Annotated in this window: 20 protein-coding genes; 11 read left to right on the top strand and 9 right to left on the bottom strand. The window is 62.2% G+C overall.

Annotated elements, in window-relative coordinates:
• Nucleotides 1–8: 8 nt before the first annotated feature.
• Nucleotides 9–800, bottom strand: a complete 792-nt coding sequence (locus ACZ52D_RS17730) for an IclR family transcriptional regulator (protein WP_464443172.1) — start codon at nt 798–800, stop codon at nt 9–11.
• Between the two features lie 140 nt (nt 801–940).
• Here ACZ52D_RS17730 and ACZ52D_RS17725 point away from each other — a divergent pair, with 140 nt between their 5' ends.
• The 10 genes from ACZ52D_RS17725 to ACZ52D_RS17680 all read left to right on the top strand — a co-directional run bounded on the left by ACZ52D_RS17725 (nt 941) and on the right by ACZ52D_RS17680 (nt 12936).
• The gene (locus tag ACZ52D_RS17725) at nt 941–2194 is read left to right on the top strand and encodes an ABC transporter substrate-binding protein (RefSeq protein WP_464443171.1); all 1254 of its coding nucleotides are present in this window, start codon (nt 941–943) and stop codon (nt 2192–2194) included.
• 139 nt (nt 2195–2333) lie between these two features.
• Entirely contained in the window at nt 2334–3257 is a 924-nt protein-coding gene (locus ACZ52D_RS17720; RefSeq protein WP_464443170.1) for a carbohydrate ABC transporter permease, read from the top strand.
• Nucleotides 3257–4105 (top strand): carbohydrate ABC transporter permease, encoded by an 849-nt coding sequence (locus ACZ52D_RS17715; protein WP_222455526.1) that lies wholly within the window; start codon nt 3257–3259, stop codon nt 4103–4105. The genes ACZ52D_RS17720 and ACZ52D_RS17715 overlap by 1 nt, the downstream gene beginning before the upstream one ends.
• Nucleotides 4102–6168, top strand: coding sequence for an alpha-galactosidase (locus ACZ52D_RS17710; RefSeq protein ID WP_464443169.1), 2067 nt, complete (start codon nt 4102–4104; stop codon nt 6166–6168). Before ACZ52D_RS17715 ends, ACZ52D_RS17710 begins: the two co-directional genes overlap by 4 nt.
• Entirely contained in the window at nt 6165–7880 is a 1716-nt protein-coding gene (locus tag ACZ52D_RS17705) for an IlvD/Edd family dehydratase (RefSeq protein ID WP_464443168.1), read from the top strand. Before ACZ52D_RS17710 ends, ACZ52D_RS17705 begins: the two co-directional genes overlap by 4 nt.
• Before the next feature lies 1 nt (nt 7881).
• Entirely contained in the window at nt 7882–8652 is a 771-nt protein-coding gene (locus ACZ52D_RS17700; RefSeq protein WP_464443167.1) for an SDR family NAD(P)-dependent oxidoreductase, read from the top strand.
• Entirely contained in the window at nt 8649–9569 is a 921-nt protein-coding gene (locus tag ACZ52D_RS17695; RefSeq protein ID WP_464443166.1) for a 2-dehydro-3-deoxygalactonokinase, read from the top strand. The genes ACZ52D_RS17700 and ACZ52D_RS17695 overlap by 4 nt, the downstream gene beginning before the upstream one ends.
• 4 nt (nt 9570–9573) lie before the next feature.
• A complete protein-coding gene (locus ACZ52D_RS17690) occupies nt 9574–10179 on the top strand; it encodes a 2-dehydro-3-deoxy-6-phosphogalactonate aldolase (protein ID WP_464443165.1) in 606 nt (201 codons plus the stop codon).
• Complete coding sequence (locus ACZ52D_RS17685) at nt 10176–11021, top strand: SMP-30/gluconolactonase/LRE family protein (protein ID WP_464443164.1); 846 nt, start codon at nt 10176–10178, stop codon at nt 11019–11021. Before ACZ52D_RS17690 ends, ACZ52D_RS17685 begins: the two co-directional genes overlap by 4 nt.
• Nucleotides 11022–11028: 7 nt before the next feature.
• Nucleotides 11029–12936 carry a beta-galactosidase gene (locus ACZ52D_RS17680; RefSeq protein WP_464443163.1) on the top strand — a complete coding sequence of 636 codons (1908 nt, stop codon included), beginning with the start codon at nt 11029–11031 and terminating at the stop codon, nt 12934–12936.
• A 214-nt stretch (nt 12937–13150) separates the two neighbouring features.
• On the opposite strand, the gene secD is transcribed toward ACZ52D_RS17680, so the two are convergent.
• From secD to ACZ52D_RS17640, 8 genes are all read right to left on the bottom strand, one after another.
• Nucleotides 13151–15736, bottom strand: a complete 2586-nt coding sequence (gene secD / locus ACZ52D_RS17675; RefSeq protein WP_464443162.1) for a protein translocase subunit SecD — start codon at nt 15734–15736, stop codon at nt 13151–13153.
• A gap of 122 nt (nt 15737–15858) precedes the next feature.
• Nucleotides 15859–16233: a hypothetical protein gene (locus tag ACZ52D_RS17670; RefSeq protein WP_222455535.1), complete on the bottom strand. Its 375-nt coding sequence runs from the start codon at nt 16231–16233 to the stop codon at nt 15859–15861.
• A gap of 67 nt (nt 16234–16300) precedes the next feature.
• Nucleotides 16301–18793 carry a cation:proton antiporter gene (locus tag ACZ52D_RS17665; RefSeq protein ID WP_464443161.1) on the bottom strand — a complete coding sequence of 831 codons (2493 nt, stop codon included), beginning with the start codon at nt 18791–18793 and terminating at the stop codon, nt 16301–16303.
• Between the two features lie 82 nt (nt 18794–18875).
• Nucleotides 18876–19706: a metallophosphoesterase gene (locus tag ACZ52D_RS17660; RefSeq protein ID WP_464443160.1), complete on the bottom strand. Its 831-nt coding sequence runs from the start codon at nt 19704–19706 to the stop codon at nt 18876–18878.
• A gap of 65 nt (nt 19707–19771) precedes the next feature.
• On the bottom strand, nt 19772–21019 hold the full coding sequence (locus ACZ52D_RS17655) for an ABC transporter substrate-binding protein (protein WP_464443159.1): 1248 nt from the start codon (nt 21017–21019) through the stop codon (nt 19772–19774).
• A gap of 110 nt (nt 21020–21129) precedes the next feature.
• Nucleotides 21130–22092: a carbohydrate ABC transporter permease gene (locus ACZ52D_RS17650; protein ID WP_464443158.1), complete on the bottom strand. Its 963-nt coding sequence runs from the start codon at nt 22090–22092 to the stop codon at nt 21130–21132.
• Nucleotides 22092–22961: a carbohydrate ABC transporter permease gene (locus ACZ52D_RS17645; protein WP_464443157.1), complete on the bottom strand. Its 870-nt coding sequence runs from the start codon at nt 22959–22961 to the stop codon at nt 22092–22094. The genes ACZ52D_RS17650 and ACZ52D_RS17645 overlap by 1 nt, the downstream gene beginning before the upstream one ends.
• Nucleotides 22962–23088: 127 nt before the next feature.
• Nucleotides 23089–24246 (bottom strand): ABC transporter ATP-binding protein, encoded by a 1158-nt coding sequence (locus ACZ52D_RS17640; RefSeq protein ID WP_464443156.1) that lies wholly within the window; start codon nt 24244–24246, stop codon nt 23089–23091.
• Nucleotides 24247–24357: 111 nt separating this feature from the next.
• Here ACZ52D_RS17640 and ACZ52D_RS17635 point away from each other — a divergent pair, with 111 nt between their 5' ends.
• On the top strand, nt 24358–25233 hold the full coding sequence (locus ACZ52D_RS17635) for a LysR family transcriptional regulator (RefSeq protein WP_464443155.1): 876 nt from the start codon (nt 24358–24360) through the stop codon (nt 25231–25233).
• Nucleotides 25234–25268: the final 35 nt, after the last annotated feature.

Genomic DNA, 25268 nt, shown 5'->3' with positions numbered 1-25268 from the left:
CTCCTCCTTCAGGTGGGGAACTGCCAGTTTTCGGCAGCTTCCGCGATCTCTTGTGCTGTCTTCAAAAGCAGTGGCTGCAGCGCCGTGAGCCCTTCCAGCGACTGTCGTTCGGTCGATGATGTGATCGACAGCCCCCCCATTACCCGTCCCTTGGATGAAAGGATCGGTGCGGCGATGCAGATGATGCCGGGTTCATGTTCTTCGCGGTCAAAGGCAATGCCCTGCGTGCGGATGGCGTCGAGCTCGGCGCGGAAGGCGGCTTCGTCGCCCAAGGTGTGCGGCGTATGCCGGAAGAATGCCTGGCGGCGAATGGCATCCTCGCGGGCGTCTCCATCAAGATGCGCGATCATCGCTTTGCCGACACCGGTGCAATAACCGGGGCCGATCTTGCCGGCCTGGCTGAACATTTCTATCGGGGTGCGGGCGTTGCGCTTGTCGACATAGAGCACCTGGCCCCGGTCCAGCTGTGCCAGGTGGATGGTCTCCCCCACCTCTGCCGACAGGGCATCCAGATGCGCACGGGCGATCGGCGCGAGCGAGCTTTGCCGCCAGGCCGCATGCGCGAGGCGCACCAGCCGTAAACCGGGGGAATAAGCCTGCTGCTCCTCGTCGAAACAAAGCATCCCCTGATTCGTCAGCGTCTGGACCAATCGGTAGAGCGTGGCCTTGGGGTGCGGTGAGGCCGAGAGCAACTCGCCGAACCGCACAGGTCGCCCGTATTCGGCAACCTTATCCAAAACTTCCAAGGCTTTTCCGACGGTTCCGTCAGTGCCGCGCTGCGGCGTGTCCGGCGTTGCCATTGCTGTCCTCCCTAACGTCCCTGTCCCCGAAGGTGAAGAGACTGTTGACATTCATAGCCAGACTCTTCCATGGTTTCAATAGTTGGAAACTGGTTCCATTATTTGAAACCAATGACCGGCAGTCAACATGGGAGGATACAATGAACTTGCTGAAGGGAACGGTTGCAGGTCTTGCGATGGCCGCCGGTTTGGCCGCATCGGCGCAGGCTGCAGAGCTGAGCGGGACGCTCAAGATTTTCTCGGATATGTCGAACCCGGCGCCGCGGGCAGTGATGGAGAAGCTGGCGTCGGATTTCGACGCGCTGCATCCCGATCTGAAGGTCGAGCTGACCGTGATCGACCGCGAAGCCTACAAGACCCAGATCCGCAACTTCCTGACCGCCAACGCGCCGGATGTTGCCAACTGGTATGCTGCCAACCGCATGCGCCCCTATGTCTCTGCCGGTCTGTTCGAGGATGTGTCGGATCTCTGGGCCGAACCCGAGATCGCCGATAACCTCGCCTCGACCAAAGGGGCGATGACGCTGGACGGTAAGCAGTGGGGCGTGCCCTATACCTATTACCAGTGGGGCGTTTACTACCGCGAGGACATCTACAACGAGCTTGGATTGGAAGAGCCCAAGGATTGGGAAACTTTCAAGGCAAACTGCCAGAAGATCCTGGACAGCGGCAAGAAGTGCTTCACCATCGGCACAAAGTTCTTGTGGACCGCGGGTGGCTGGTTTGACTACCTCAACATGCGCACCAACGGCTATGATTTCCACATGGCGCTGACCAACGGCGAGGTGGAATGGACCGACGAGCGCGTCCGCCAGACCTTTGCCAACTGGCGCGAGCTGATCGACATGGGCGCGTTTATCGACAACCATCAGTCCTATAGCTGGCAGGAAGCGCTGCCCTTCATGGTCAATGGTGAGGCCGCGGCCTATCTGATGGGCAACTTCGCGGTGGCCCCCCTGCGTGAGGCCGGACTGAGCGACGAGCAGCTTGATTTCTACCAGTTCCCGGTTATCAACCCGGATGTGGAACTGGCGGAGGATGCGCCGACGGATACCTTCCACATTCCGGCTGCCGCCGAGAACAAGGAAGCTGCACGCGAATTCCTGCGCTACGTGGTTTCTGCCGACGTGCAGACCGAGATCAACGCGGGTGATGCGCTCGGGCAGCTCCCGGTCAATGCGTCCTCCTCTGTGGATGATGACGAGATGCTGAACCAGGGGTTCGAGATGCTGTCGTCGAACAGCCCCGGTGGCATCGCGCAGTTCTTTGACCGCGACGCCCCGGCCGAGATGGCCTCGGTGGCGATGGAGGGTTTCCAGGAGTTCATGGTGTTCCCCGACAACCTGGACGACATCCTGAACCGGCTCGAAAAGGCCCGCCAGCGGATCTACTGAACCTGAAATCCCGGGCGGGGATTTTCCCGCCCGGACCGTCCGCATGGCCATCGGGCCGCGCGGCCGACCTGTACTAACTTTCCGCCCGCCCGCTCTGAGATGATCCTGAGCGAGATGCGTGTATCCGGGAGATACGCCCTTGGCTGACATCACGACTTCCCTCAACGAGGCGGCGCCGGGCTGGATCCGGCGCAATCGCCAGACGCTTGCCCCGGTTCTGTTCCTGCTGCCGGGCGTGCTGTTCTTTCTGTTCTACGTGATCTTTCCGATCCTCCAGAGCTTCAATCTGTCGTTCTATCGCTGGGACGGGCTGGGAGAGCCGGTTTACGTCGGCATGGAAAACTACGCCGAGTTGTTGGATGACCGGGCCTTTGAAGTCTCGATGTGGAACAACGCGAAATGGCTGCTGCTGTACCTGCTGGCAATTCCGGCGGGGTTGGGGATTGCGCTGTTCCTGAACCAGAACGTGGTTGGCATCCGCCTGTACAAGTCATTGTTTTTCTTTCCGTTTGTGATCAGCCAGGTGGTCGTGGGGCTGGTGTTCAGCTGGTTCTACGATCCGACTTTCGGCCTGTTGAACCAGATCCTTGGTTTCTTCGGCTTTGGCACGCTCAACGTGCTGGGGGATCCGACCCTGGTGACCTACGGCATCATCGTGGCCGGGCTCTGGCCGCAGACTGCCTATTGCATGATCCTCTATCTGACCGGGTTGAACGCGGTGGACCCCGAACAGGTCGAGGCCGCGCGGCTGGATGGGGCCAAAGGGTTCAAGATGCTGTGGTACGTCATCATCCCGCAGCTGCGGCCTGCGACCTTCATTGCCTTCGTGGTGACCATCATCGGCGCGCTGCGCTCGTTTGACCTGATCTCCATCATGACCAACGGCGGCCCGTTCGGCTCGTCGCGGGTGCTGTCATTCTACATGTTTGAAAAGGCGCTGTCGGAATATGGCTTTCGCATGGGCTATGGCGCGGCCATCGCGGTGGTGCTGTTCCTGATCATGTTGCTGTTCATCGCCTATTTCCTGTGGTCGATGTACCAAGAAGAGAAGGGGGGCCGCTGATGTTCCCGCGTCCGATCGAGAAATCCTCTCCCGCCTGGGCGGCCACCTATCAGGCGCTGGTGCCGATGGCGCTGATCCTCTGGCTGTTGCCCCTGATTGCAGTCGCTGTCTTCTCCATCAAGCCGGATGTGGATTTCACCACCGGCAACTACTGGGGCTGGCCCTCGGCCTTCAAAGGGTTCGAGAACTACGGCAAGGTGTTTTTTGCCTCCGACATGCCGCGCTATCTGCTGAATTCGGTGCTGATCACGGTGCCGACCGTCATCGGCGCGGTTGCGCTGTCCTGCATGACCGGCTTCGCTCTGGGCGTGTACAAGTTCCGCGGCAACCTCTTGCTGTTCTTCATGTTCGTGGCGGGCAACTTCGTGCCCTTCCAGATCCTGATGGTGCCGGTGCGCGACCTGACGCTGGACATGGGGCTCTACAATACCAAGCTGGGGCTGGTGTTGTTCCATGTCGCCTTCCAAACCGGTTTCTGCACCCTGTTCATGCGCAACTTCATCCGGGCGCTGCCGTTTGAACTGATCGAAGCGGCGCGGGTCGAGGGCGTGGCAGAATGGCGGATCTTCTGGTTCGTCGTGCTGCCCTTGATGAAGCCCGCGATTGCGGCGTTGTCGGTGCTGATCTTCACCTTCATCTGGAACGACTATTTCTGGGCGGTGGTGCTGACCCAAGGCGCGGAAAGCCAGCCGGTGACGGCGGGGATCACCTCGTTCAACGCGCAGTACCGCGCTGCCTATCACCTGATGAGCGCGGGCTCGATCGTGGCGGCGCTGCCGCCGGTGGCGATGTTCTTCCTGATGCAGCGGCACTTCATTGCCGGGCTGACCCTGGGGGCTGTGAAATGAGCGAGGCGTTGCAGTTCTGGCGTATTGATGCGCCGGGTCAGACGCTGGTGCTGTCATCGGACGGCGGTATTCCCGGCGCGTTGTACTGGGGGCCTGCGCTGCACCCGAAGACGGATCTGGCCGCGCTGTCCCACGCTTGCGAACAGGAGGTGACGGGCGGGATGATCGACCGGCTGCCGCCCCTGTCGCTGTGCCCCGAGGCGTCGCGGTCGTTCAAAGGCCAACCGGGTCTGGTGGCCTACCGGGATGACAAACCGCTGTATCCGCGCTTCCGGCTGGAAGTCACCGATGGAGCGGAGTTCACCTGCCGGGACAACGATCTGGGTCTGACGCTGACCTTCCTGTTCGAGGTTGTCGGCCAGACGATATCTGCGAAGGCAACGCTGGAAAGCGACGCGGAAATCACCCTTCATCACCTCGCCGCACCGGTGCTGCCGGGGCCGCAGATGGGGCAGGAGATCGTCGATTTCTCCGGCCGTTGGATCGGTGAATTCCAGGTGGAACGCGCGCCCTGGCGGGCGGGCATCCACAAGCGGGAAGCGCGCACGGGGCGTTCCGGGCACGAACATCCACCACTGGCGTATTTCCCCGAAGCCGGGGCAAGCAATACCCAAGGCACGGTTTTTGCCATGCATTATGGCTGGTCCGGCGGCCACGTCATGCTGGCAGAGGAATTGCCGTCGGGGCGGCGGCAGATCCAATGGGGCCACGCATGCGGCACACGGGCGGCTGGCACCCGTTTCGATACGGCTCCGCTGTATCTCGCGGTGTCGCAATCCGGCTTCAATGGCTGCGCCACCGCGTTTCAACGCCTGCTGCGCGACCATGTGGTGACTTGGCCCAAGCCGGAGACCCCGCCCCCGGTGCATTACAACTGCTGGGAAGCGGTCTATTTCGACCATGGCATGGCCGTCCTGGGCGAGATCGCCGAGCAAGCCGCAGCCTTGGGCGCGGAACGGTTCGTGCTGGATGATGGCTGGTTCGGAAGGCGCGATGACGACACCTCCAGCCTGGGCGATTGGGAAATTGACCGGCGCAAATGGCCCGATGGCCTGACGCCGCTGATCAATCACGTTGAACGCCTTGGGATGACATTCGGCCTTTGGGTCGAGCCGGAAATGGTGAACCTGGACAGTGATCTGGCGCGGGCGCACCCTGACTGGATCCTTGGGCCGCGGGACCAGATCGAAGGGCGCCAGCAGCGCGTTCTGGACCTGTCGAGGCCCGAGGTGCGGGACCACCTGTTCCGGAAGCTCTCGGCGCTGCTGCAGGACAACCGCATCGACTATTTGAAATGGGACCACAACCGGTTGCTGCCGATCGCAGATGCGGCCCAGACCGAGGGCATCTACGCGCTGCTCGGCGACCTGCGCCGCGCTTTTCCGAACGTCGAAATCGAAAGCTGCGCTTCGGGCGGCGGGCGGATCGATGCGGGCATTCTGAGCCTCACGCAGCGGGTCTGGCTGTCGGATAGCAACGACGCGCTGGAGCGGCTGCGCATTCAGCACGACGCAGCGCTGCTGCTGCCGATTTCCGTCGCCGGCTCGCATGTCGGGCCGCGGGTCTGCCACACGTCGGGTCGGACAATTGACATCCGCATGCGGGCGTGGATCGCCGCCCAGCGGCACATGGGGTTCGAGATGGACCCGCGCGAACTGACGGATGAGGAAGCAGAGGTTCTGAAACGTGTCACCAGCTGGTGGAAGGACAACCGGCACTGGCGGATGCAGGCGGATATCCTGCGCCTCGACAGTGCCGACGCCAGCGTGATTGCGGAACAGCAACTGGCGATGGATGGCAACCGGTTCGTGGTCTTTGCGGGCAAGGCGCGTTCTGCGCATCAGATCATGCCTCGTCCCTTGCGGTTGACCGGGCTGGATCCGGAGGCGCTCTATCGAATTGATCTCGTTAATCGCGACGAATTGCACCACCTCTCACGCGGGAACACCGCATTCAAGGATGGCCCGCTGGTGCTCAGCGGCCAGATTCTGATGCAGCAGGGGCTGACCCTGCCGTGGCAATTCCCCGAAACGATCTGGGTGATCGAAGGAGAAAGACAATGACCAAGGACCGCCGCAGCCAAGGCTGGTACGGCAAGCTGGACAAGGACGGCTTCATCCATCGTTCCTGGATGAAGAACCAGGGGTTTCCCGATCACGCCTTTGACGGGCGGCCGATCATCGGTATCTGCAACACTTGGTCCGAGCTGACACCCTGCAACTCCGGCCTGCGGGATCTGGCCGAAGGCGTGAAGCGCGGCGTCTGGGAGGCCGGGGGCTTTCCGGTGGAATTCCCGGTCATGAGCCTCGGCGAGACCCAGATGAAGCCGACCGCGATGCTGTTTCGCAATCTCCTGGCGATGGACGTCGAGGAGTCGATCCGCGCCTATGGCATCGACGGCGTGGTGCTGCTCGGCGGTTGCGACAAGACCACGCCTGGCCAGTTGATGGGCGCCGCCTCGGTTGATCTGCCGTCCATCGTCGTCTCCTCCGGGCCGATGCTCAACGGTAAATACCGCGGGCAGGACATCGGCTCCGGCACGGATGTGTGGAAATTCTCCGAAGCGGTGCGTGCAGGTGAGATGACGCTGAAGGACTTCATGAACGCTGAATCCGGCATGAGCCGGTCCAAGGGTGTCTGCATGACCATGGGCACGGCTTCCACCATGGCCTCACTGGTCGAGGCGATGGGCATGTCGCTGCCTACGAACGCCGCGCTGCCGGCGGTGGACGCGCGGCGGATGGCGCTGGCGCATCTGACCGGCAAGCGGATTGTCGAGATGGTCGAGGAAGACCTGAAACCGTCGGACGTATTGACCAAGGCCGCGTTCGAAAACGCGATCCTTGCCAATGCCGCCGTGGGCGGATCGACAAATGCCGTGGTGCATCTGTTGGCACTTGCCGGCCGTGTGGGGGTGGAACTTGATCTGAAGGATTTCGAGATCGGGTCCGAGATCCCACTGCTGGTCAACTGCATGCCCTCGGGCAAATACCTGATGGAGGATTTCTGTTACGCTGGCGGCATGCCCGTTGTGCTGAAGCAGTTGCAGGACCAAGGTCATCTGCGCAGCGCCAAAACGGTTCTGGGCGGCGACATCACTGCCTATGCCGATGGTGCGGAGTGTTTCAACGAGGATGTTATCCGTACATTTGATGCCCCGGTGAAACCCGCGGCGGGCTTGCGGGTGTTGCGCGGCAACCTGGCCCCCAACGGCGCCATCGTGAAACCCTCGGCAGCCTCGGATCATCTGCTGGAGCACGAGGGGGAGGCCTATGTCTTCGAGAGCATCGAGGACATGAAAGCCAATATCGACCGCGAGGACCTGCCGGTGACACCGGACACGATCCTTGTCCTGAAGGGCTGCGGGCCGAAGGGTTATCCGGGTATGCCGGAGGTCGGCAACATGCCGATTCCGCGTCGGCTGGTGACCCAAGGGGTGAAGGACATGATCCGCATCTCGGACGCGCGCATGTCCGGCACCGCATTCGGCACCGTGATCCTGCATGTTTCGCCCGAGGCGCAGGCGGGCGGGCCCCTTGCGCTGGTCCGGACCGGCGACCGTATCCGGGTGTCGGCGTCCAAGGGCGAGCTGGAGTTGCTGATCTCGGCCGAGGAAATGGACGCCCGCCGCGCCGCTTGGCAGCCCGACCCGCCGCATTACACCCGCGGTTATGCCAAGCTTTACATCGATCACGTGCTGCAGGCCGACAAAGGCGCGGATCTGGATTTCCTGGTGGGCAAGGATACCCGCCCAGTGACGAGGGAGAGCCACTGACATGGACCTGAACGCAACTTTCCGCGACCTCCAGGGCGCCTCTGTCTTCATCACTGGCGGAGGCTCGGGCATCGGTGCGGCCCTGACCGAGGGCTTCCTGCGCCAGGGCGCCAAGGTGGCTTTTGTCGGGCGCTCGGATGCCACTGAATTCGCTGATCGAATGGCAGAGGAGACCGGCAACAGGCCGTTGTTCATCCAATGCGACATCACCGACATTTCGGCCCTGAAGGCGGCAATTGATCAGGCGGCCAAGGCGCATGGCCCGGTCGGCGTGTTGGTCAACAACGCCGCGAACGACCAGCGCCACGCGACGCTGGAGGTGGACGAGGCATTCTGGGACTGGTCACAGGCGATCAACCTCAAGGCGTATTTCTTTGCCTGCCAAGCCGTGCTGCCGGGCATGCAGAAACTGGGCGGTGGCTCGATCGTGAACTTCACCTCGATCAGCTACATGATGGGCAACGCGGGCTACCCAGCCTATACCACGGCCAATGCCGGCATCAACGGCATGACCCGAAGCCTCGCGCGGGAATTCGGCGCTAATCGCATCCGGGTGAACGCGCTGGCACCGGGCTGGGTGCTGACCGAAAAGCAGCTCGACAAATGGGCCACCCCCGAGGCGCTGGCTGCGCACCTGGAGCGCCAGTGTCTGAAGGATCACCTCGCACCCCAGGACATTGTCGAGTCGACGCTGTTCCTGGCCTCCAAGGCCAGCCGCATGATTTCGGGTCAGGCGTTGGTGGTTGACGGTGGCGTCGTGGTGTCGGGATGATTGGCGCGGATCGCAAGGCGGTTTCATGGGTCTCGGCCGACTGGGGCACGTCGCACCTGCGGCTCTGGCCGATTGGTGCAGATGGCGCGCCGCTGGGCCGGATCGACTCGAACATGGGAATGTCGAACCTGAAGCCGAGGGAATACGAACCGACACTTCTGGCGCTGCTGAAGCCTTATCTGGATCCTGACAGACGCCTAGATGTGATTTGTTGCGGCATGGCGGGTTCCCGGCAGGGCTGGATGGAAGCCCCCTACGTCCGCGTGCCTTGTCCGCCACCATCATTTGGCACGGCGACGCAGATCAAGACGCAGGATGCCCGGCTCAGAGTGTATATCCTTTCCGGGGTAAAACAGGCCGACCCTGCAGATGTGATGCGTGGAGAGGAGACCCAGATTGCCGGAGTGCTGTCGCAGCAACCGGATTTTGACGGGGTCATCTGCCTGCCTGGCACCCATACGAAATGGGTGTCGGTTCGGAACCGCGAAATCACCGGCTTTGCCACGTTCCTGTCGGGGGAGCTGTTTCAGCTGGTGTGCAACCACTCCGTCCTGGGGCATACGCTGGCGCGTGAAGGCTGGGATGCTCCGGCTTTCGAAGCGGGTTGCAGGGATGGTGCGGCCAGTCCGGGCCGTCTTGCCAATGCGCTGTTTGGCCTGCGCGCCGGCGCTCTCCTGAGCGACCTTGATCCGGTAGCAGCGCGATCACGCGCCTCCGGTTACATCCTTGGCATGGAAGTCGCCGCGGTGCGCGATGAATGGCAGGGCAGGCCAGTGGTCATCGTTGGCGAAAATGAAATCGCGCAGGCCTACGCTGCGGCGCTGAGGTTACAGGACGCTGAGGCAGCGGTGATAGACGCAGAAACTGTAACGCTGGCAGGGCTTTGCGCGGCCCGGGCGGAAATGATGCGAGGATAGATTGATGAGCCGCAACCTGATCGCCATCCTGCGGGGGCTGACACCGCAGGAGGCGCTGCCCGTCACTGACGCGCTGATCGCCGCCGGGATCACCCGGATCGAAGTCCCGCTGAACTCTCCCCAGCCCTTTGACAGCATCGCGGAGATGGTCAGCCATGCGTCGGACCGGGCCTTGATCGGGGCGGGGACCGTGCTGGATCGGCAATCGGTCGCGCGCCTCAGGGAAATCGGTGCCGGGATGGTTGTCTCGCCCGATTGCAATCCGGAGGTCATTGAGGCGGCCAAAGCCTCCGGCATGCTCTCTTTCCCCGGCGTCTTCACCCCGACCGAGGCCTTCACGGCCTTGCGCGCGGGCGCCGATGGGCTGAAGTTCTTCCCGGCGTTCAAACTGGGGCTCGACGGCTTCAAGGCGCTGAAAGCGGTGCTGCCGCCGGACGCGGCGACCTATGCCGTGGGCGGTGTCGGACCGGCGAATTTCGCCGAGTGGAAGGCCGCGGGCATCAGCGGCTTCGGCATCGGGTCCAACCTGTTCAAGCCCGGCATGTCCGTCGCAGACGTTGTTGCGAATGCAAAAGACATGGTCCGCGCCTATGACGAGGTTTTCGCATGACCGCTGTGGTTTACAACACCACTGCCTGCACGCTGGGCGAAGGGCCGTTGTGGCACCCGGAGCGTCAGCAGCTGTTCTGGTTTGACATTTTGGGCAAGCGGCTGCTGACGGTCGAGGATGGGGAAGAGCAGGTCTGGCAGTTCGACGAATGCGTTTCTGCCGCGGGTTGGGTCGATCATGAGACCCTGCTGATGGCCAGCCAGACCGGCCTCTGGCGGTTTGACCTCGTCACCGGAGAGCGCAGCCTGATTTGCCCGCTTGAGGCTGACAACCCGGTGACCCGCTCCAACGACGGGCGCGCAGATCCCTGGGGCGGGTTCTGGATCGGGACCATGGGCTTCCATGCAGAGCCGGGGGCAGGGGCCATCTACCGCTACTATCGCGGCGAGCTGCGCAAGCTGGTCCCGAATGTGACGATTTCCAACGCCATCTGCTTTGTGCCGGACCGTTCTTGCGCCTATTACGCGGATACCGCTGTCGGCAAGATCATGCGCCAGCCGCTGGCCGCAGAAGATGGTTGGCCCGAGGGGGAAGCGCAGGTGCATATCGACCTCAGCGGCGAAGATTTTGGCGTGGACGGTGCGGTGGTGGACGCAGGCGGCAACCTGTGGAATGCGCAGTGGGGCATCGGCCGCGTGGCGTGCTACAGCCCCGAGGGCACCCTGCTCGAGACTGTCGCGGTGCCCACGCCGCAGGCCTCCTGCCCGGCCTTTGGCGGGACCGATCTGTCCACACTCTACATTACCACTGCGGCTGAGGGGGTGAATGCAGCACCCGCTGGCCAGACCTTCACCGCCTCGACTTCTGCGGTGGGGCAGCGTGAACACCAAGTTATCCTGTGAGACGGCCATGAAACGAACCCTAGGCGCCTGTTATTATCCTGAGCATTGGCCCGAGGAGATCTGGGCCGAAGACGCAGCCCGCATGGCGGCGGCGGGCCTCACGTGGATCCGCATCGGCGAATTCTCCTGGTCGAAGCTTGAACCGACCCCGGGCGAGTTGCACTGGGACTGGCTCGACCGCGCGATTGAAACGCTTGGGGCGCAGGGTCTCAAGGTTGTGCTGGGCACGCCAACCGCGACCCCCCCGCGCTGGATGGCAGAGCGGCACCCGGACATGTTCGCCGTGGATGAACAGGGCCGGGCGCGCGGATTCGGCTCGCGGCGGCACTATTGCTTCAGCCACAAGGGGTATCTTGGCGAAAGCCGACGGATCACCCGCCTGATGGCAGAACGCTACGGGGCCAATCCGCATGTGGCGGCCTGGCAGACCGACAATGAATACGGCTGCCATGACACGGTCATCAGCTATTCCGATGCCGCAAAGGCCGCTTTCCGAGACTGGCTGCGGGAAGCCTTTGACGGCGACATCGGTGCGCTGAACACAGCCTGGGGCAATGTCTTCTGGTCGATGGAGTACCGCAGCTTTGACGAGATCGGCCTGCCGAACCTGACCGTGACCGAGCCGAACCCGGCGCATGTCCTTGCCTTCAAACGGTTCAGCTCGGACCAGGTGGTAGCCTTCAACCGCGCGCAGGCTGAGATCATCAGGGAATTCTCCAACGCACCTGTTTCGCACAATTACATGGGGCGGGTGACGGAATTCGACCACTTCAAGGTTGGCAAGGATCTGGAGATCGCGACTTGGGACAGCTATCCTCTTGGCTTCCTCGAGGACCGCGTGGGCGCGACTGCGGAAGAGCAGCGTCGGTATGCGCGGCAAGGCGATCCCGACTTTCAGGCGCTGCATCACGATCTTTACCGCGCGGTTGGCCGCGGCCGCTGGTGGGTGATGGAGCAGCAACCGGGCCCAGTCAATTGGGCCCCCTACAATCCTTCGCCCTTGCCGGGGATGGTGCGGCTGTGGACCTGGGAAGCCTTTGCCCACGGGGCGGAGGCGGTCTGCTATTTTCGCTGGCGGCAGGCGCCCTTCGCGCAGGAACAGATGCATGCGGGTCTCCTGCGCCCGGACAGCAAGGATGCCCCTGCCATCGCCGAAGCCCGACAGGTGGCGCAGGAATTGCGTGAGGCACCCGTGGTTCAGCCTGCTCCGGCGCCGGTGGCGATCCTGTTCGACTATGACGCGGACTGGGCCTGGTCGACGCAGCCGCACGGGGCTGGGTTGAGCTATTTCCAGCTGATCCTTGATCACTACAAGGCGCTGCGCCGGGCAGGGCAGACGATCGACATCCTGCCGCCCGACACTCGGGATTTCACTGGATATAAGCTGATCCTCGCGCCGGGGCTGATGTATATGCCGCAGGATTTGAAGATCGCGCTTGCAGAAAGCGGAGCTGAGATCCTGTACGGTCCCCGCAGCGGCGCGCGGGACGGGCATTTCAGCATTCCCACCGACCCGCTGCCCCCCGCGCTGCCGGGGCTGGATGTGACGGTGTCCCGGGTCGAGAGCTTGCGGCCCGACATGCCGGTTGCGCTGAAGGATGGCGGCGCTGCGCACCTCTATCTGGAGGAGTTGGAGGGCCGTGCCAAGGTGGTGTTGGAAACGGAGGCCGGTGCTCCGGTTGCGCTTCGGGAGGGTCGACAGACCTATTGTGGAGGCTGGCTCGACGCAGCCGGGCTTGACCGTCTGATCGCGGTTCTGGCGGAGGCGGCGGGTCTGGCCTTGCGCTCAATGCCGGAAGGGGTGCGAACCCGCCGCACTGCAACGGAGGAGTTCTGGTTCAACCATCGCGCTGAGCCGGTACAGACGGAGGTTGGCCTGCTGCCAGCGGCAGGCGTGCTGCGGCGCCCTCTTTGACGAAACACTGCCCTTCCGCAGCATTGGAAGCGGAAGGGCTGGGTCGACAAGGTTGGCCGAGCCGTCGGCAAGGGGAGGCGAAAGCGAACAGCAACATGAATTGCCGTTCGCGTGTTTGGTCAGCGCGCCCGGAAGGGCCAGGTCGGGCTTGTCAGATGACAATTGACCTTTGCTTCGGCAGCCTGCCCACTTGATGTTGCGGACAAGAGGAAGGCTAGGCTTCGATGTGGTCGAATTTGCCTTTCGGTCTGCGGGCTTCCGGGTGTCTCCGGTCAACCCCAAGGATCAGAACAATGTTCTTGGCGACATAGATCGACGAATAGGTCCCCACCACAACACCAAAAGCAATGGCCAGCGCAAAGCTGCGGATGACGTCACCGCCGAACACCAGCAGGGCCAACAAGGCTGCCAATGTGGTTGCCGAGGTGAGGATCGTGCGGCTCAGCGTTTCGCAGGCGGACAGGTTCAGGACGTCGCGCAAGGGCAATGCACCGTGGCGCCGCAGGTTTTCACGCACCCGATCGAAGACGACCACCGTGTCATTGATCGAATATCCAAGGATGGTGAGGAGCGCGGCCACGAATGCCAGATCAACCTTCAGACCGAGCAAGGCAAACAGGCCCAGCGTCAGCAACACATCATGCCCAAGCGCGATGACGGCCCCCACGGCAAACTGCCATTCAAAGCGCATCCAGACGTAGCCGAGTATCGACAGAACACCGCCCGATATTGCCAGCACGGCCGCGCGCACCAGTTCTGGTGACACCTTGCCCCCGATGCTTTCGCTTGCGGTGAAGCGAATGTCCGGATCGACGGTCAGCAACGCAGCGCGGACCTCCTGCAATTGATCAGAGGATAGCACCGCCCCTTCCTCGCCTGCTGCGGCGAGGCGGAGGTTGGCGACGTTCGCGTTGTCGACATTGCCCGCTGAAAACACCTCAGTGACAGAGACATCGGCCAAGCCCATGTTGTTCAGCACGTCACGATAGGCATCAAGGTGTAATGCATGCGGTGTTTCGATGCGCAAACTGGTGCCGCCGGTGAAATCGATGCCAAGGTTCAACCCGAGCATTCCGATAATCAGGAGCGAGGCCAGCACGGCTGTGAGCGAGGCACCGAAAGTGACCTTTTGCAGCCGGAAGAAGTCGATCACATGGCGCCGCTCAAGAAAGCCGAAGATTCCCCGCATGGGCAATACCTTTGGGCGACGCCACTCCAGCCAGCTTTGCAGGGTGAGTTTCGTGACGACCAGAGCCGTAAACATGGAAGCCAGAATGCCCAGCCCCAAGGTTATCGCAAAGCCACGCACCGGGCCTGCGCCGAGCCAGAACATCAACCCGGCAGTCAGCAGTCCGGTCAGGTTGGCGTCCAGGATTGACGAAAATGCATTGTCAAAGCCGTTGCCGACGGCCCGCCACAGGTTGCGTTCGCGGCGCAGTTCCTCGCGTATCCGCTCGAAGATAAGGACATTGGCATCGACCGCCATTCCCAGTGTCAGGACGATGCCGGCAATGCCCGGCAGGGTCAGGGTTGCCCCCACAAGGGTCAGCACGGCGATGAGGATCACCATGTTGATGGCCAGCGCGGCCACGGCAACCAGACCCAAGCCACCGTAGCAGGCTACCATCAGGGCACAGACGGCGGCCAGCCCGATCAAGGCTGCGCGCACACCGGCTGCGATACTGTCGCTGCCCAGCTCCGGGCCAACGGTCTTTTCTTCCAGGAATGTCAGCTCCGCCGGCAGGGAACCGGCTCGAAGCAAGGTTGCGAGCTGCGATGTTTCCTCGACCGTGAACTGGCCGGTGATGATGCCGCTGCCACCGGCAATATGCGACTGGATGACTGGCGCTGACAGAACGGTGTTGTCCAACACGATGGCAAATGGGCTGCCGACGTGACCGGCGGTGAAGTCTCCAAACGCAAGGGCCCCAGCTGTATCAAACCGGAAGGAGACCGCCGGGCGCCCGTTCGGATCAAAGCTTGCCTGCGCATCAGTCAGTTGTTCGCCCGACACCACCGGCCTTGGGTCAACGCGATAGGTGATGGCGGGGTTCGTTGTATCCGGCAGCATCAAGGCGTCGCCCGTTGCGGTTTCGCTCGCTGGCAAGACGGCGTGGAACGAGAGTTGCGCAGTGGTCCCAATCAGTGCCTTCAGCGCGTCCGCATCAGAAAAGCCCGGAACCTCGATCAGGATGCGATCGCTACCCTGTCGAACGATTGTAGGCTCTCGGGTGCCGACCTCGTCGATCCGGCGTCGCACGGTTTCGAGGCTCTGCGTTACCAGCTGGTTGGCGAGGGCGTCTCTGCCGACGGCGCTGTAGCGCAGTTCCAGAATTCCGTTTTCGGCCGTTATCTCCAGATCCGGGGTGCTCGGTCCAGAGGTCCCCGCGACGCGGGTTGCAAAGCGCGTTGCGACGTCCCGTGCCCGCGGGGCGAAGCTGGCAGGTGTGACAGCGACGCGCATAACGCCGGATGGCGCGGTGAGTTTGCGAACCTGAACCGTGCGGCCGCCCTCATCCCGCAGCGCGTCGCGCAAGCTTGGCCACAAGGCGGCGAGGCGCTGGTCGATTGCGCCGGTAACGTCCACCTCGGCGAGCAGATGTGCGCCGCCGCGCAGGTCAAGGCCGAGGTTGATCAGTCCGGACGGTAATAGGCGTTGCCAGGCGGTTTCCGCGGTGGGTCTGGTGTCGGTATCCTGCGCGTCCATTTGCGCGTAAAAGGCGTTGGGGAGGGCGAGCCACAGGCAGAGCAGGCAGATGCCCCATACGCCGAGGCGTCTCAAAAAGGTTGGTCTTTGCATGATCTCTCCACGGCAGAGTTGGGCGGATAGCCCCGCGTCCCCCTGCCGGTTTCCGTATGAGTTTTGAGGAAGGCAAACACCGATGCGCCCCTTGTCACAGACAGGAGCGGATCGGTGCGCGGTCAGATCATGTCGACCGGGGGCGCTCGGGCGCGATTTGCCCGGCGAAGTGTCCGCGCGAAGAGCGGCGGTGCCCGGGCTTCGGCCAGTAGCAGCAGCCGCTCGACGGGCGGGAATTGCGCAGCCGTCTGGGTCAGGTGGGCGTCATCAGCCGCGTTGCCGTTGGCTGACGCTGCCTGGTCCGGTCGCTGGATTTGCGATCGTTCCTTGGCGGTGACGCTTGCCAGTTGCAGCGTCGCCGAATGCAATTGTTCGACCTTGGGAACAACCGGCGTATACGGTTGTCGAATGGCCTCACCCAGCCCACCCGCAACCAGAAACAGCAGGACAAGAACGGTCCTGATGCAGGCAAGCGGAAGTTGGGCGGAGTATTTCATCCCCGGCATTTGGCTGTTGGCGGCTGGTTTGTCAATTGCCCCCGCAAGGCGGCCAGCGTGGGGTATATCAACCAAGGTCCGGCAGGCTGACACCGCGCTTCCTGGCGCTTTCCTGAACGGCGGAACGGAGTGTCTTGCTGCGGCTCAGCAGGCGGCGGAAGCGGTTCTCGTCCAGCTCCAGCAGGGTTGTCGGTGCAATGACCCGGATCTCGGTGGGGAGAGTTTTCCTCGCTAGAATTGCCATCTGGCCGAACATGTCTCCCCGGCCCAATCGCACGACCTGGCCGGCCGTTTCCGCCTCCACGGCACCGGAGGCGATGAAATAGACGCTGCGCACCGGCGTGTCCTTGCGCAGGATGACTTTCCCTGCGTTGACGTAATGCGTTTTCAGAACCCGTGCCAGGCGCCGGGTTGCGGTCTCGTCTAGATCGGCGAAGAGGGGAAATTGACGGACCAGCGCGGTCTTCTGCACCGCGATGTCAAGCCGGGGGCGTGTTTCGGCCTTGGCCCGCCGCGCCTCCAGATCCTGCATAACCGACATGTAGACCTCGGCTCCGACCAACCCGTCCTCGCGCATCGACAGGTACTCGCGCTCCTCAAGCCGCAGTGCTGTGCGGCGGATGAAGCGGCGTTCCAGCTGCTCGGCATAGCCGGGGTATTGCAGGCGTAAGCCGTCGAGAGCGGTCTCCACTGCGTCCACCCGGCGCGTCAACAACTCGTGCAGCAGTTCCGCGACCCGGCGGCCGTGAATGCGGCGGATGCGGTTGTCTATAAAGCTTCCCAAGTCACGTAGGATAAGCCGTTGAGACAGCAGGAGTTCAAACCGGTCGGCCGTGATCCGCGCCAAGGGTGCGGAGATGCCAAGCCGGGAATTCAGCCAGCCCGCGATCCGGAACGTCGGGCCATAAGCAAGATTGCGCCTTGCGACGCGTTGGTATCCGCTGCGCCCTTGCGAGCGGGCACCTTCGATCAGGCGGTCTGCATTCGCCAGCGCCATTTCAGCCATGCGTGCCGAAATCGTCTGTTCGCGCAGACGCGCCAGAATGCTGTCGCGCTCGTGGCCCGCCAGCGCAATCAGCCCAAGGGTGATCCGGTCGCGATCAAGGATATCGGCGCTGTCCTCGGCCCGTTTCACGGCGGCTTCAAGACGCTCGCCAAACTGGATGGCCTCGGCGCGTACGGTTTCGCGGTTGAGTTCGTAGTTCTCGTTGGTCTGCGCGATATCTTCGCGCACTGTCTGCAGCGCCACGGCGACCACTTGGCGGGACAGCGCCTGGTCAATCGAGGACAGCTGGTCGAGGCCGAGGCGCCCGATCACCCAACGCAAGGTGGTGCCCTGTACCAACAGTGTAAACAGGGTGAACCCGGTGGCGAGGATGCCGACCACGCGTTGGATCTCCGCGGGGACGCGAAAGCTCTCGGTCACGGCCAGGGCCAGCGCCAGCGTGACCGCCCCGCGAAGCCCGCCCCAGAGGATCGCGACCCGGTAGGGACGTTCCACTTTCGGGGACAGCTTGACCTTGGTCAAAAGCGGCAGCAGCGCAAACAGGATGACAGCCCGTGCAGCGATTGCTGCAATGACCACCACGCCGACCAGCAAGACCTCTTGTAGCGAAACCTTCTCCAGCAGGCGCGGGATCAACAACGCGGCGAGGATGAAGATCAACGCCCCGGCCCAATGGGCCAGCACATCCCAAAGCTCGCGCAGGTTTGCCCAGGCCTGCGGCGGCAACCGCCCGGGCGCGGTGAGATTGAGTGTGAGACCACTGGCAACAACCGCGATGACGCCGGAGGCGCCGACGCTTTGCTCCGCGATGATATAGGCGAGGTAGGGCAGGGCGGCGGAGATGGAGACCTGCGCCAGCTCGTGACGCCGGAACAGTCCCATGATCCAGACCGCGGCGCGCGCCAATACCCAACCGGTTCCCGCGCCGCCCAGGATCAGAAGCGGGAACCGGGCCAGGGCCTCTTCCAGATCGGGATCAGGCAGCCCCAGCATGACGAACCCCATGAACAACCCGAACAGCGCAATTGCCGCGGCATCGTTCAAAAGGCTTTCGCCCTCGATGATGCGCGCCAGTCGGCGTGGGGCAGAGATCGACCGAAAGATCGAGACAACTGCAGAAGGGTCCGTGGTTGAAACGATGGAGCCGATCAACAGGCACGCGGCGAGCGGCAGGGCGCTCACCCAAGCCAGCGCATACCCCACGCTGAGGGTGGCGACGACCACCGCCACCACGGCCAGCATGAGGATCGGCACCCAGTCATCCAGCATCCGCCGCAGTTCCATGCCGAGTGTGGCCTGGAACAACAAGGTTGGCAGAAACACGTAAAGGAACACATTTGAGCGGATCGGCAGGCCGAGAATTGCTTCTGCCACCGGATTCAGGGCGTCGGTCAGCTCGGTATGCAGGAAAAAGGCCGCAGCGATTGCGATCAGGCTGCCAAAAACAGCGAGGATCACGCTGTAAGGCAATCGCAGTCGTGCGGCCAGCGGTTCGGCCACGCCAATTACAAGAAACAACGAAGCGATAATTGTGGTGACGACAACGATATCCATGAAGTTCCGTTACCCCAACAACTCCCGGACGTGTATCGCAATTTACGGGTTCCTGCGGATATCAGCCGTGCGTGCCGAATTTTTATTCAGCAGCCACGGTGGGTTTGGCCCAATCCTCCCATCCGGTGCCTGTTCGGGTGATCGGTCCATCCCAGGCAAAGGGAATTTGGAGTATCGTGGTGTCTTTTCCTTCAGTGCAAATCACGTAATAGGCGGGTGCCATCGGCGCGCCTTGCAGAAATTCGCTCTCGTTCATGTCGGGCAACGACTGGTTGCCGGTCGATGGCACGCTGGCAAACGGCACACCTGCAAAGACGCCGTGAACAGGCGCGTGAACATGGCCAAAATGGATGTAGTCAATCTTCGCAGCATGCTGGCGGATCAGCGCATGAAGTGGCGTACGGTGCTCTTCGATAAGTGCGATTTTGTCCTCGGCAGGCAGCCCCAGCGGCATCGGGTTGTGATGCAGGAAGATCCTGGCACGCGTGCAGCTTTCCAGTTCGGCCGCCAACCAAGCGCGACGGTCAGCGCAGAAATGACCTGCATGCGTTCGCTCGCCCACGCTGTCGAGGTAGATGAAACGGGTTTCGCCGACCGTTTCGGCATGATTGACGAATCCGTGCGGATCGATGGGGTGATCGTCAAAGACGGCACGGAATTGGGCGCGGTCATCGTGGTTGCCAATCATCAGGCGGACGGGGATGCTCAGACCTGATATGGCCGTTTTCAGAGCTTGGTAGGCCGCACGCTCTCCCCAATGGGCCAGATCACCAGTGATGACGATCCGGGCAGCGTCGGGGTGGTGTTCGGCCACATGGCTCAGCGCCTGCTCAAAGCGCGCATGCGGGTCGAGGCCGCCCATCTCTTCGCCCGGGACGGTCAGGTGGATATCGGAAATGTGAATGATTTTCATGTGTTTGCTCTGGTCACTCGAGGGCCCGACCGCGCAAGTGGCCTTGGCGCGGCCGGGCTGTATCATTAGCTGTTCGGCAGCAGGTCAGAGATTTCGTCGACCAGCTCTTCTTGCAGCGCTTCCATGTTGGTGGCGTCGCCGGTGACGATCCGTTCGATCCCGTCATAGATCACCTGGGTGATGGCCAGCCCGTTGGTGCCGGGATAGGCCTGCCAATCGCGCAGAAGCGGCAGTTGGTCCACTGCGGTCTGCTTGTTGGGGTTGCGTTCGTAGAAGTCGGCGAGGATCACCTCGTTTGCGGCTTTGTTCGGCGGCATGTAGCCGGTGGTCTTGGCAACTTCGGCTGCGCCGCTGCCCGAGGTGATGAATTTCAGCCAGGCCCAGGCTGCCTTTTGCACCTCGGGATCGTCGGAAGTCGAGGTCATCATCGCTGCGTTGCCGCCAGCAGGCAGTCCCTTAGGGGGTGTCCCCATGCCCGGGAAGGGGCCGGTGACCAGCTCAAAGTCGCCTTGCGACCGTTCGACAGCGCCCAAAGCCGACGTCGACCAGAACATCATGCCGATTTCCCCGGCGGAAAAGGAGGCCAGAGCGGCTTTCCAATCCAGGTTCTGCATGTCGCAACGGGTGAAGATCTCCTGCATCTGCTGGAGGGCTGCCAGGGCCTCGGGGCTGTCCATGGTCACGGCCCCGTTTTCGACGATCGCCTTGTCCTGCGACCACATCAGCGCTTGCAGAAACCAGTTTCCGGTAACGTTCCAGCCCCAGAAGATCGGGTTGTCTACCCCTTCGGCTTTCATGGTTTCGCAGGCTGCGATGACCTCGTCCCAGGTCTCGGGCAACGCGTCGACCCCTGCTTTGCGCAGGATATCCATGTTGTAGTAACCGACCGGCAGCGAGACCGAAAATGGCAGGCCATAGACCGCTCCGTCAAAGGTCGAGAGGGAGAGCATGGCATCGTGATAGCCGTCTTTGGCGAAATCCGCTTCGTCGGCAATGAACAGGTCCAGCGGTTTGGCGATGCCTTTTTCGACCAGGATCTGCTGCCGGTTCAGACCCTGCATTGTCACGTCGGGCAGGTTTCCCGAAACGGCTTCGCGCAGGATCGTGTTGGTGCCGTCCTCATAGGAGTCATAAGTGGCGCGAAACTTCACCTCGATGTTGGGATGTGCTGCCTTGAACTCGGGCATCATCGCCTCGTAGGTGACGTCGAACAGGTGGCTGTAGGGGTAGGCGAACTCGATGGTCACGGTGTCCTGGGCCATCGCGACGGAGGCGGATACCGCAAGGGCGATTGCGGGCAGGGTGGGTTTCATGGAACTCTTCCTCTCATTCCTGGATTGGAGCGCAGGAGTTTGGCAAAGCGCGCTCTGCTATGATCCCGGTCGGGATTTCGGGAGGGCGCGGCGCGTGCCGCACCCGCAAATCATTTCATTCCGCTCAGGGTGATGCCTTCGATGAACCGCTTCTGTGCCAGCAGGAAGGCAACGATCAGCGGCGTGACGATGACGGTGGCGGTGGCCATCATCGGGCCAAAGTAGGATCCGTCACCGTCTCCCTTGAATTCGCGGAGCCCCAGCGGCGGGGTGAACAGATCCCGGTTGCCTGTCACCACGATGCGCGGCCAGAAGTAGTCGTTCCAATGTGCAACGATCGAGAAGATGGCGAAGGCCAGCAGTGCGGGGATTGCCGTGGGCAACATCACGCGCCACACAATTGCGAACTCGCCCATCCCGTCCATGCGCGCGGCATCGATCAGGTCATCGGGGACCGTCATGAAGAACTGCCGCATCAGGAAGATCCCGAAAACGCTGATGGTCCACGGCACCACCAGCGCCGCATAGGTGTTGGTCAGACCGAGTTTCGCCAGGATTATGTAGAGCGGCAGCGCGATGGCATGGACCGGGATCAGCAAACAGAACAGCACCAGGCCGAACACCGCCTCCCGACCCCAGAATTTCAGCTTGGCTAATGCATAGGCCGCAGGGAGCGCCACAACTGCCTGGATCAGGAAGATCGACACCGTCACCGCGATCCCGTTCAGCAGGTAGCGCAGCAATGGCGCTTCCGAGAACGCCTTGGTGTAATTGAACACAACCGGCCGCATGGAGCAGGCGCTCTTCGCCTCGGCGATCAGAGCGGTTCGGATCGTATTTTCGGTCTGGCCGGGAAAGCGCTGGCTGGCTGCTGCGATATCCTTGCGGTCAGGTGCGCGCAGGCTGACACAGCGTTCATCGACCATCAGCTCCTGCCGACCAAAGAAGCCGCCTTCCCCCCTCTCGATTTCGCCGGGGGATTTGAAAGAATAGCTGACCATCAGGTAGAAGGGCGCGATGACGACGATCATGCCAAGGGTCAGGATCAGATGTTTCCACCAGTCGCGTGTCATCAGTAATGGACCTTTCTTTCGACCAGCCAGCGTTGGATGAGGGTCAGGAACATGACGAACGTCAGAAACAGCATGGTGATGGCGGAGCCGATCCCGATCAGGTTCTGTTGCACGCCTTTCTCGAAGATGGCGAACATCATCACGTAGGTTGACTTGTTGGGCCCGCCGCCCTGGGGCCAGAAGGCTTCGACCGTGTCAAAAACCTGGAAGGCGCGGATGCAGGTGATGGTGACAACGAAAACGGTGGTGGGGCCGAGCGCTGGCCAGGTTACAAGACGGAACCGGTCCCATGCGGATCGGGCGCCATCCATTTCCGCAGCGTGGTACAGCTCACGATGCGCGGAGGTCAGCCCGGCCAGATAGAGCACCATGTTAAAGCCGAACCCCTGCCAGACCCCGATGAAGCAGATCACCCAGATGGCGTAACGCTTATCTCCGAGCCAGACCGGAAAGCGATCCGCGCAGCCGTTGGCGAGGAAGGGCCAGACCCGTTCCAGAAACGTCCCGCAGCCCAGTTCCAGCGTCCGGTTGAGCATCCCGATAGTTGGGTGCAGCATGAACTCCCAGGCGATTGACATCGCCAGCAGCGTGGCCATCACGGGCAGAAAATAGATCGTCTTGTAGAGGGCGCCGAACCGCCCCAGAGAGTGGATTAGAATGGCCGCCCCCAGTCCCAAGGCGACGGATAGGGGTACGACGGTGACAACATACGTCAGCGTTGCGACGAACATCTTTTCGTAGGAGGCGCGCGTGAACAGCTTTTCGTAGTTCGCGCTGCCGATCCAGTTGAAGCTGTCGTTGCCCAGCGAGTAGTCGGTGAAGGAGAGCAACCCCGCGATAGCGACCGGTACCAGCAGGATCAGGACCATCAGGATCAGCGCGGGACCCGTCAGGATCCAAGCCGCTCGATAATCTCTGACCTCCGGGGCGGAATGGGCGCGGGGCTGCAGGGGCGTGCTCGGCTTCCCGGCGGATGGGACGTCAGGTGCAGGCATGTTACGCGACCTCGGTTTTTGCGGCGAATGTCGGGCGCAGCTGCCGCAGGCGCTTGCCATGGGGATCGAACAGCAGAGCTTTTGCAGGATCGAATTCCAGCCCCACCGGTGAGCCAAGTTGAAGCGCACGGCGTTGCTCGGGGTCGGCCCGCAGTGTGACACGCTCTTTCAAAGCTGCGACTTCGATTTGTACAAAGAGTTCCGCGCCAAGGTTTTCGCGGTGTACGACATGGCCACGGATCGGGGCGTTCTCACCCGCAAGCCGCAGCGCTTCGGGACGTAGGCCCAGTGAGCCCACGCCGCGGCCGGCGCCGACGACCGAGAGATCCAAGCGGCGGTCCAACAGGTGCAGTTGGCCGTCATCAGAGATCTCCACGGGGAGGATATTGATCTTGTGAGAGCCGATGAACTCCGCCACGTCGATGTGGTCAGGATCTTCGTAAATGGTTTCAGGTGTCGCGCATTGCAGGATGCGCCCCCCCATCATCACCGCGATCCGGTCCGACATCGTCATCGCTTCCACCTGATCGTGGGTCACATAGACAAAGGTGGCCCGCAGTCGTCGATGCAGCTGCGCGATTTCAGCCCGGGTCTGCACCCGCAGCTTGGCGTCGAGGTTGGAGAGCGGCTCGTCCAGCAGGAAGGCCGCGGGCTCTCGGACCAGCGCCCGCCCCAAGGCAACCCGTTGGCGTTGCCCGCCCGAGAGCTGCCCAGGTTTGCGGTTCAGGAGATGCTCGATCTCCAGCATCTTCGCCGCTTGATGGACGTCGTGTTCGATTTTGCGGCTAGCGGCGCGACCCGACGGCAGCAGTCGAGCCGCCAGGGGCAGGCGCTGGAGCCTGCTCAACCGGCGCATCTTCAGCGGCACGGCAATGTTGTCCGCAACGCTAAGATGTGGGTAGAGCGCGTATGATTGAAAGACCATTGAAAGGTTGCGATCGGCGGCCCGTCGGTCGACAACCGACTGGCCCGCAATTCGGATATCGCCGCTGGTCTGTGCCTCCAGCCCGGCGATGATACGCAGCAAGGTGGATTTGCCGCAGCCGGACGGGCCGACCAGAGAGACGAACTCTCCGTCTGCAATATCCAGTGAAACACCTTTGAGCACGTCCGTCTCATCAAAGCGCTTCGTCACGTTCACGATGCTCAGCTCGGTCATCTGATTCCTCCGTCTGATGGAGGCGGTGTAAGAAGCTGAGCCTTCACTTTTGTGACGTCATATAAGTGAGACTAATGGCAGCTAGGAGTGCGGCCAAAAGGGACCGATGCCATGCGCGCCAACCATCACCAGTTCGTTGCCTTTGCCTACGTCGTGCGCGCGGGCAGTTTCTCGGCCGCGGCGACGCGGCTCGGGGTGTCGCAATCCGCGGTTACGCAACATGTGGCTAAACTGGAAAAACAGGTCGGATCGCAGCTGTTGTTGCGCAGCCGGGATGGCATTTCGCTGACGCGAACAGGGCAGGAGTTCTATGATCTCGCCGACCGTCTGGTCGCGCTGGATTCCGAAATCAGCGAGCGTCTTGAGGGCTTTGAAGCCATGGCGCGCGGACACATCAAGGTCATTGCGAATGCCCCTCTGCCCGCTCTCAGGGCGATCAGCCTGTTCCGGCAAAGCTACCCTGATGTCGAGATAGACTTTGGTGTTTACGCATGGACGACGGCAGTGCGATTGCTGCGGGAAAGGAAAGCGGATGTCGGGTTGATCACCGATCCCCCAAAAACCGACGATTGGGAGCGGGTTCCGGTCCAGACTGTTCGCTATGCCGCCTATCTGCACCCGTCCTCGCCGCTGGCAAACCGCGAAGTGCTGCGGTTCGAGGATCTGGCCAAGGAAACGGTCATCCTGCCGGAAAGCGGCTCACTGACGGAACGCGTGGTCCGCGAAGCACTGGCAAAACACGGGTGCGAGTTTCATCGCACCATAAAGATCACCACCTTTCCGCTCATGTGCGAGGCGGTGCTGCAGGGCGCTGGCGTCGCCATCTTCCTTGGCAACAGCGGATTGATCGCGCGTGGGTTGGTGGAATTGCCCGTCGCCGAATTGTCGCATACGCATGAGACTGCGGTTGTTGCACCGAAAGACAGGGCGCGGCTTCGGTTGGTCAAAGCCTTTGTCGAGTTGGCATCCTCGTCAGACTTTCGCTGACGGGCGTCGGGGCAAGATGATTCCGGGTCGTTCAA

The organism is Leisingera sp. S2M4 (genome assembly GCF_055398055.1).
This window is presented reverse-complemented; position numbering and strand designations above follow the sequence as displayed.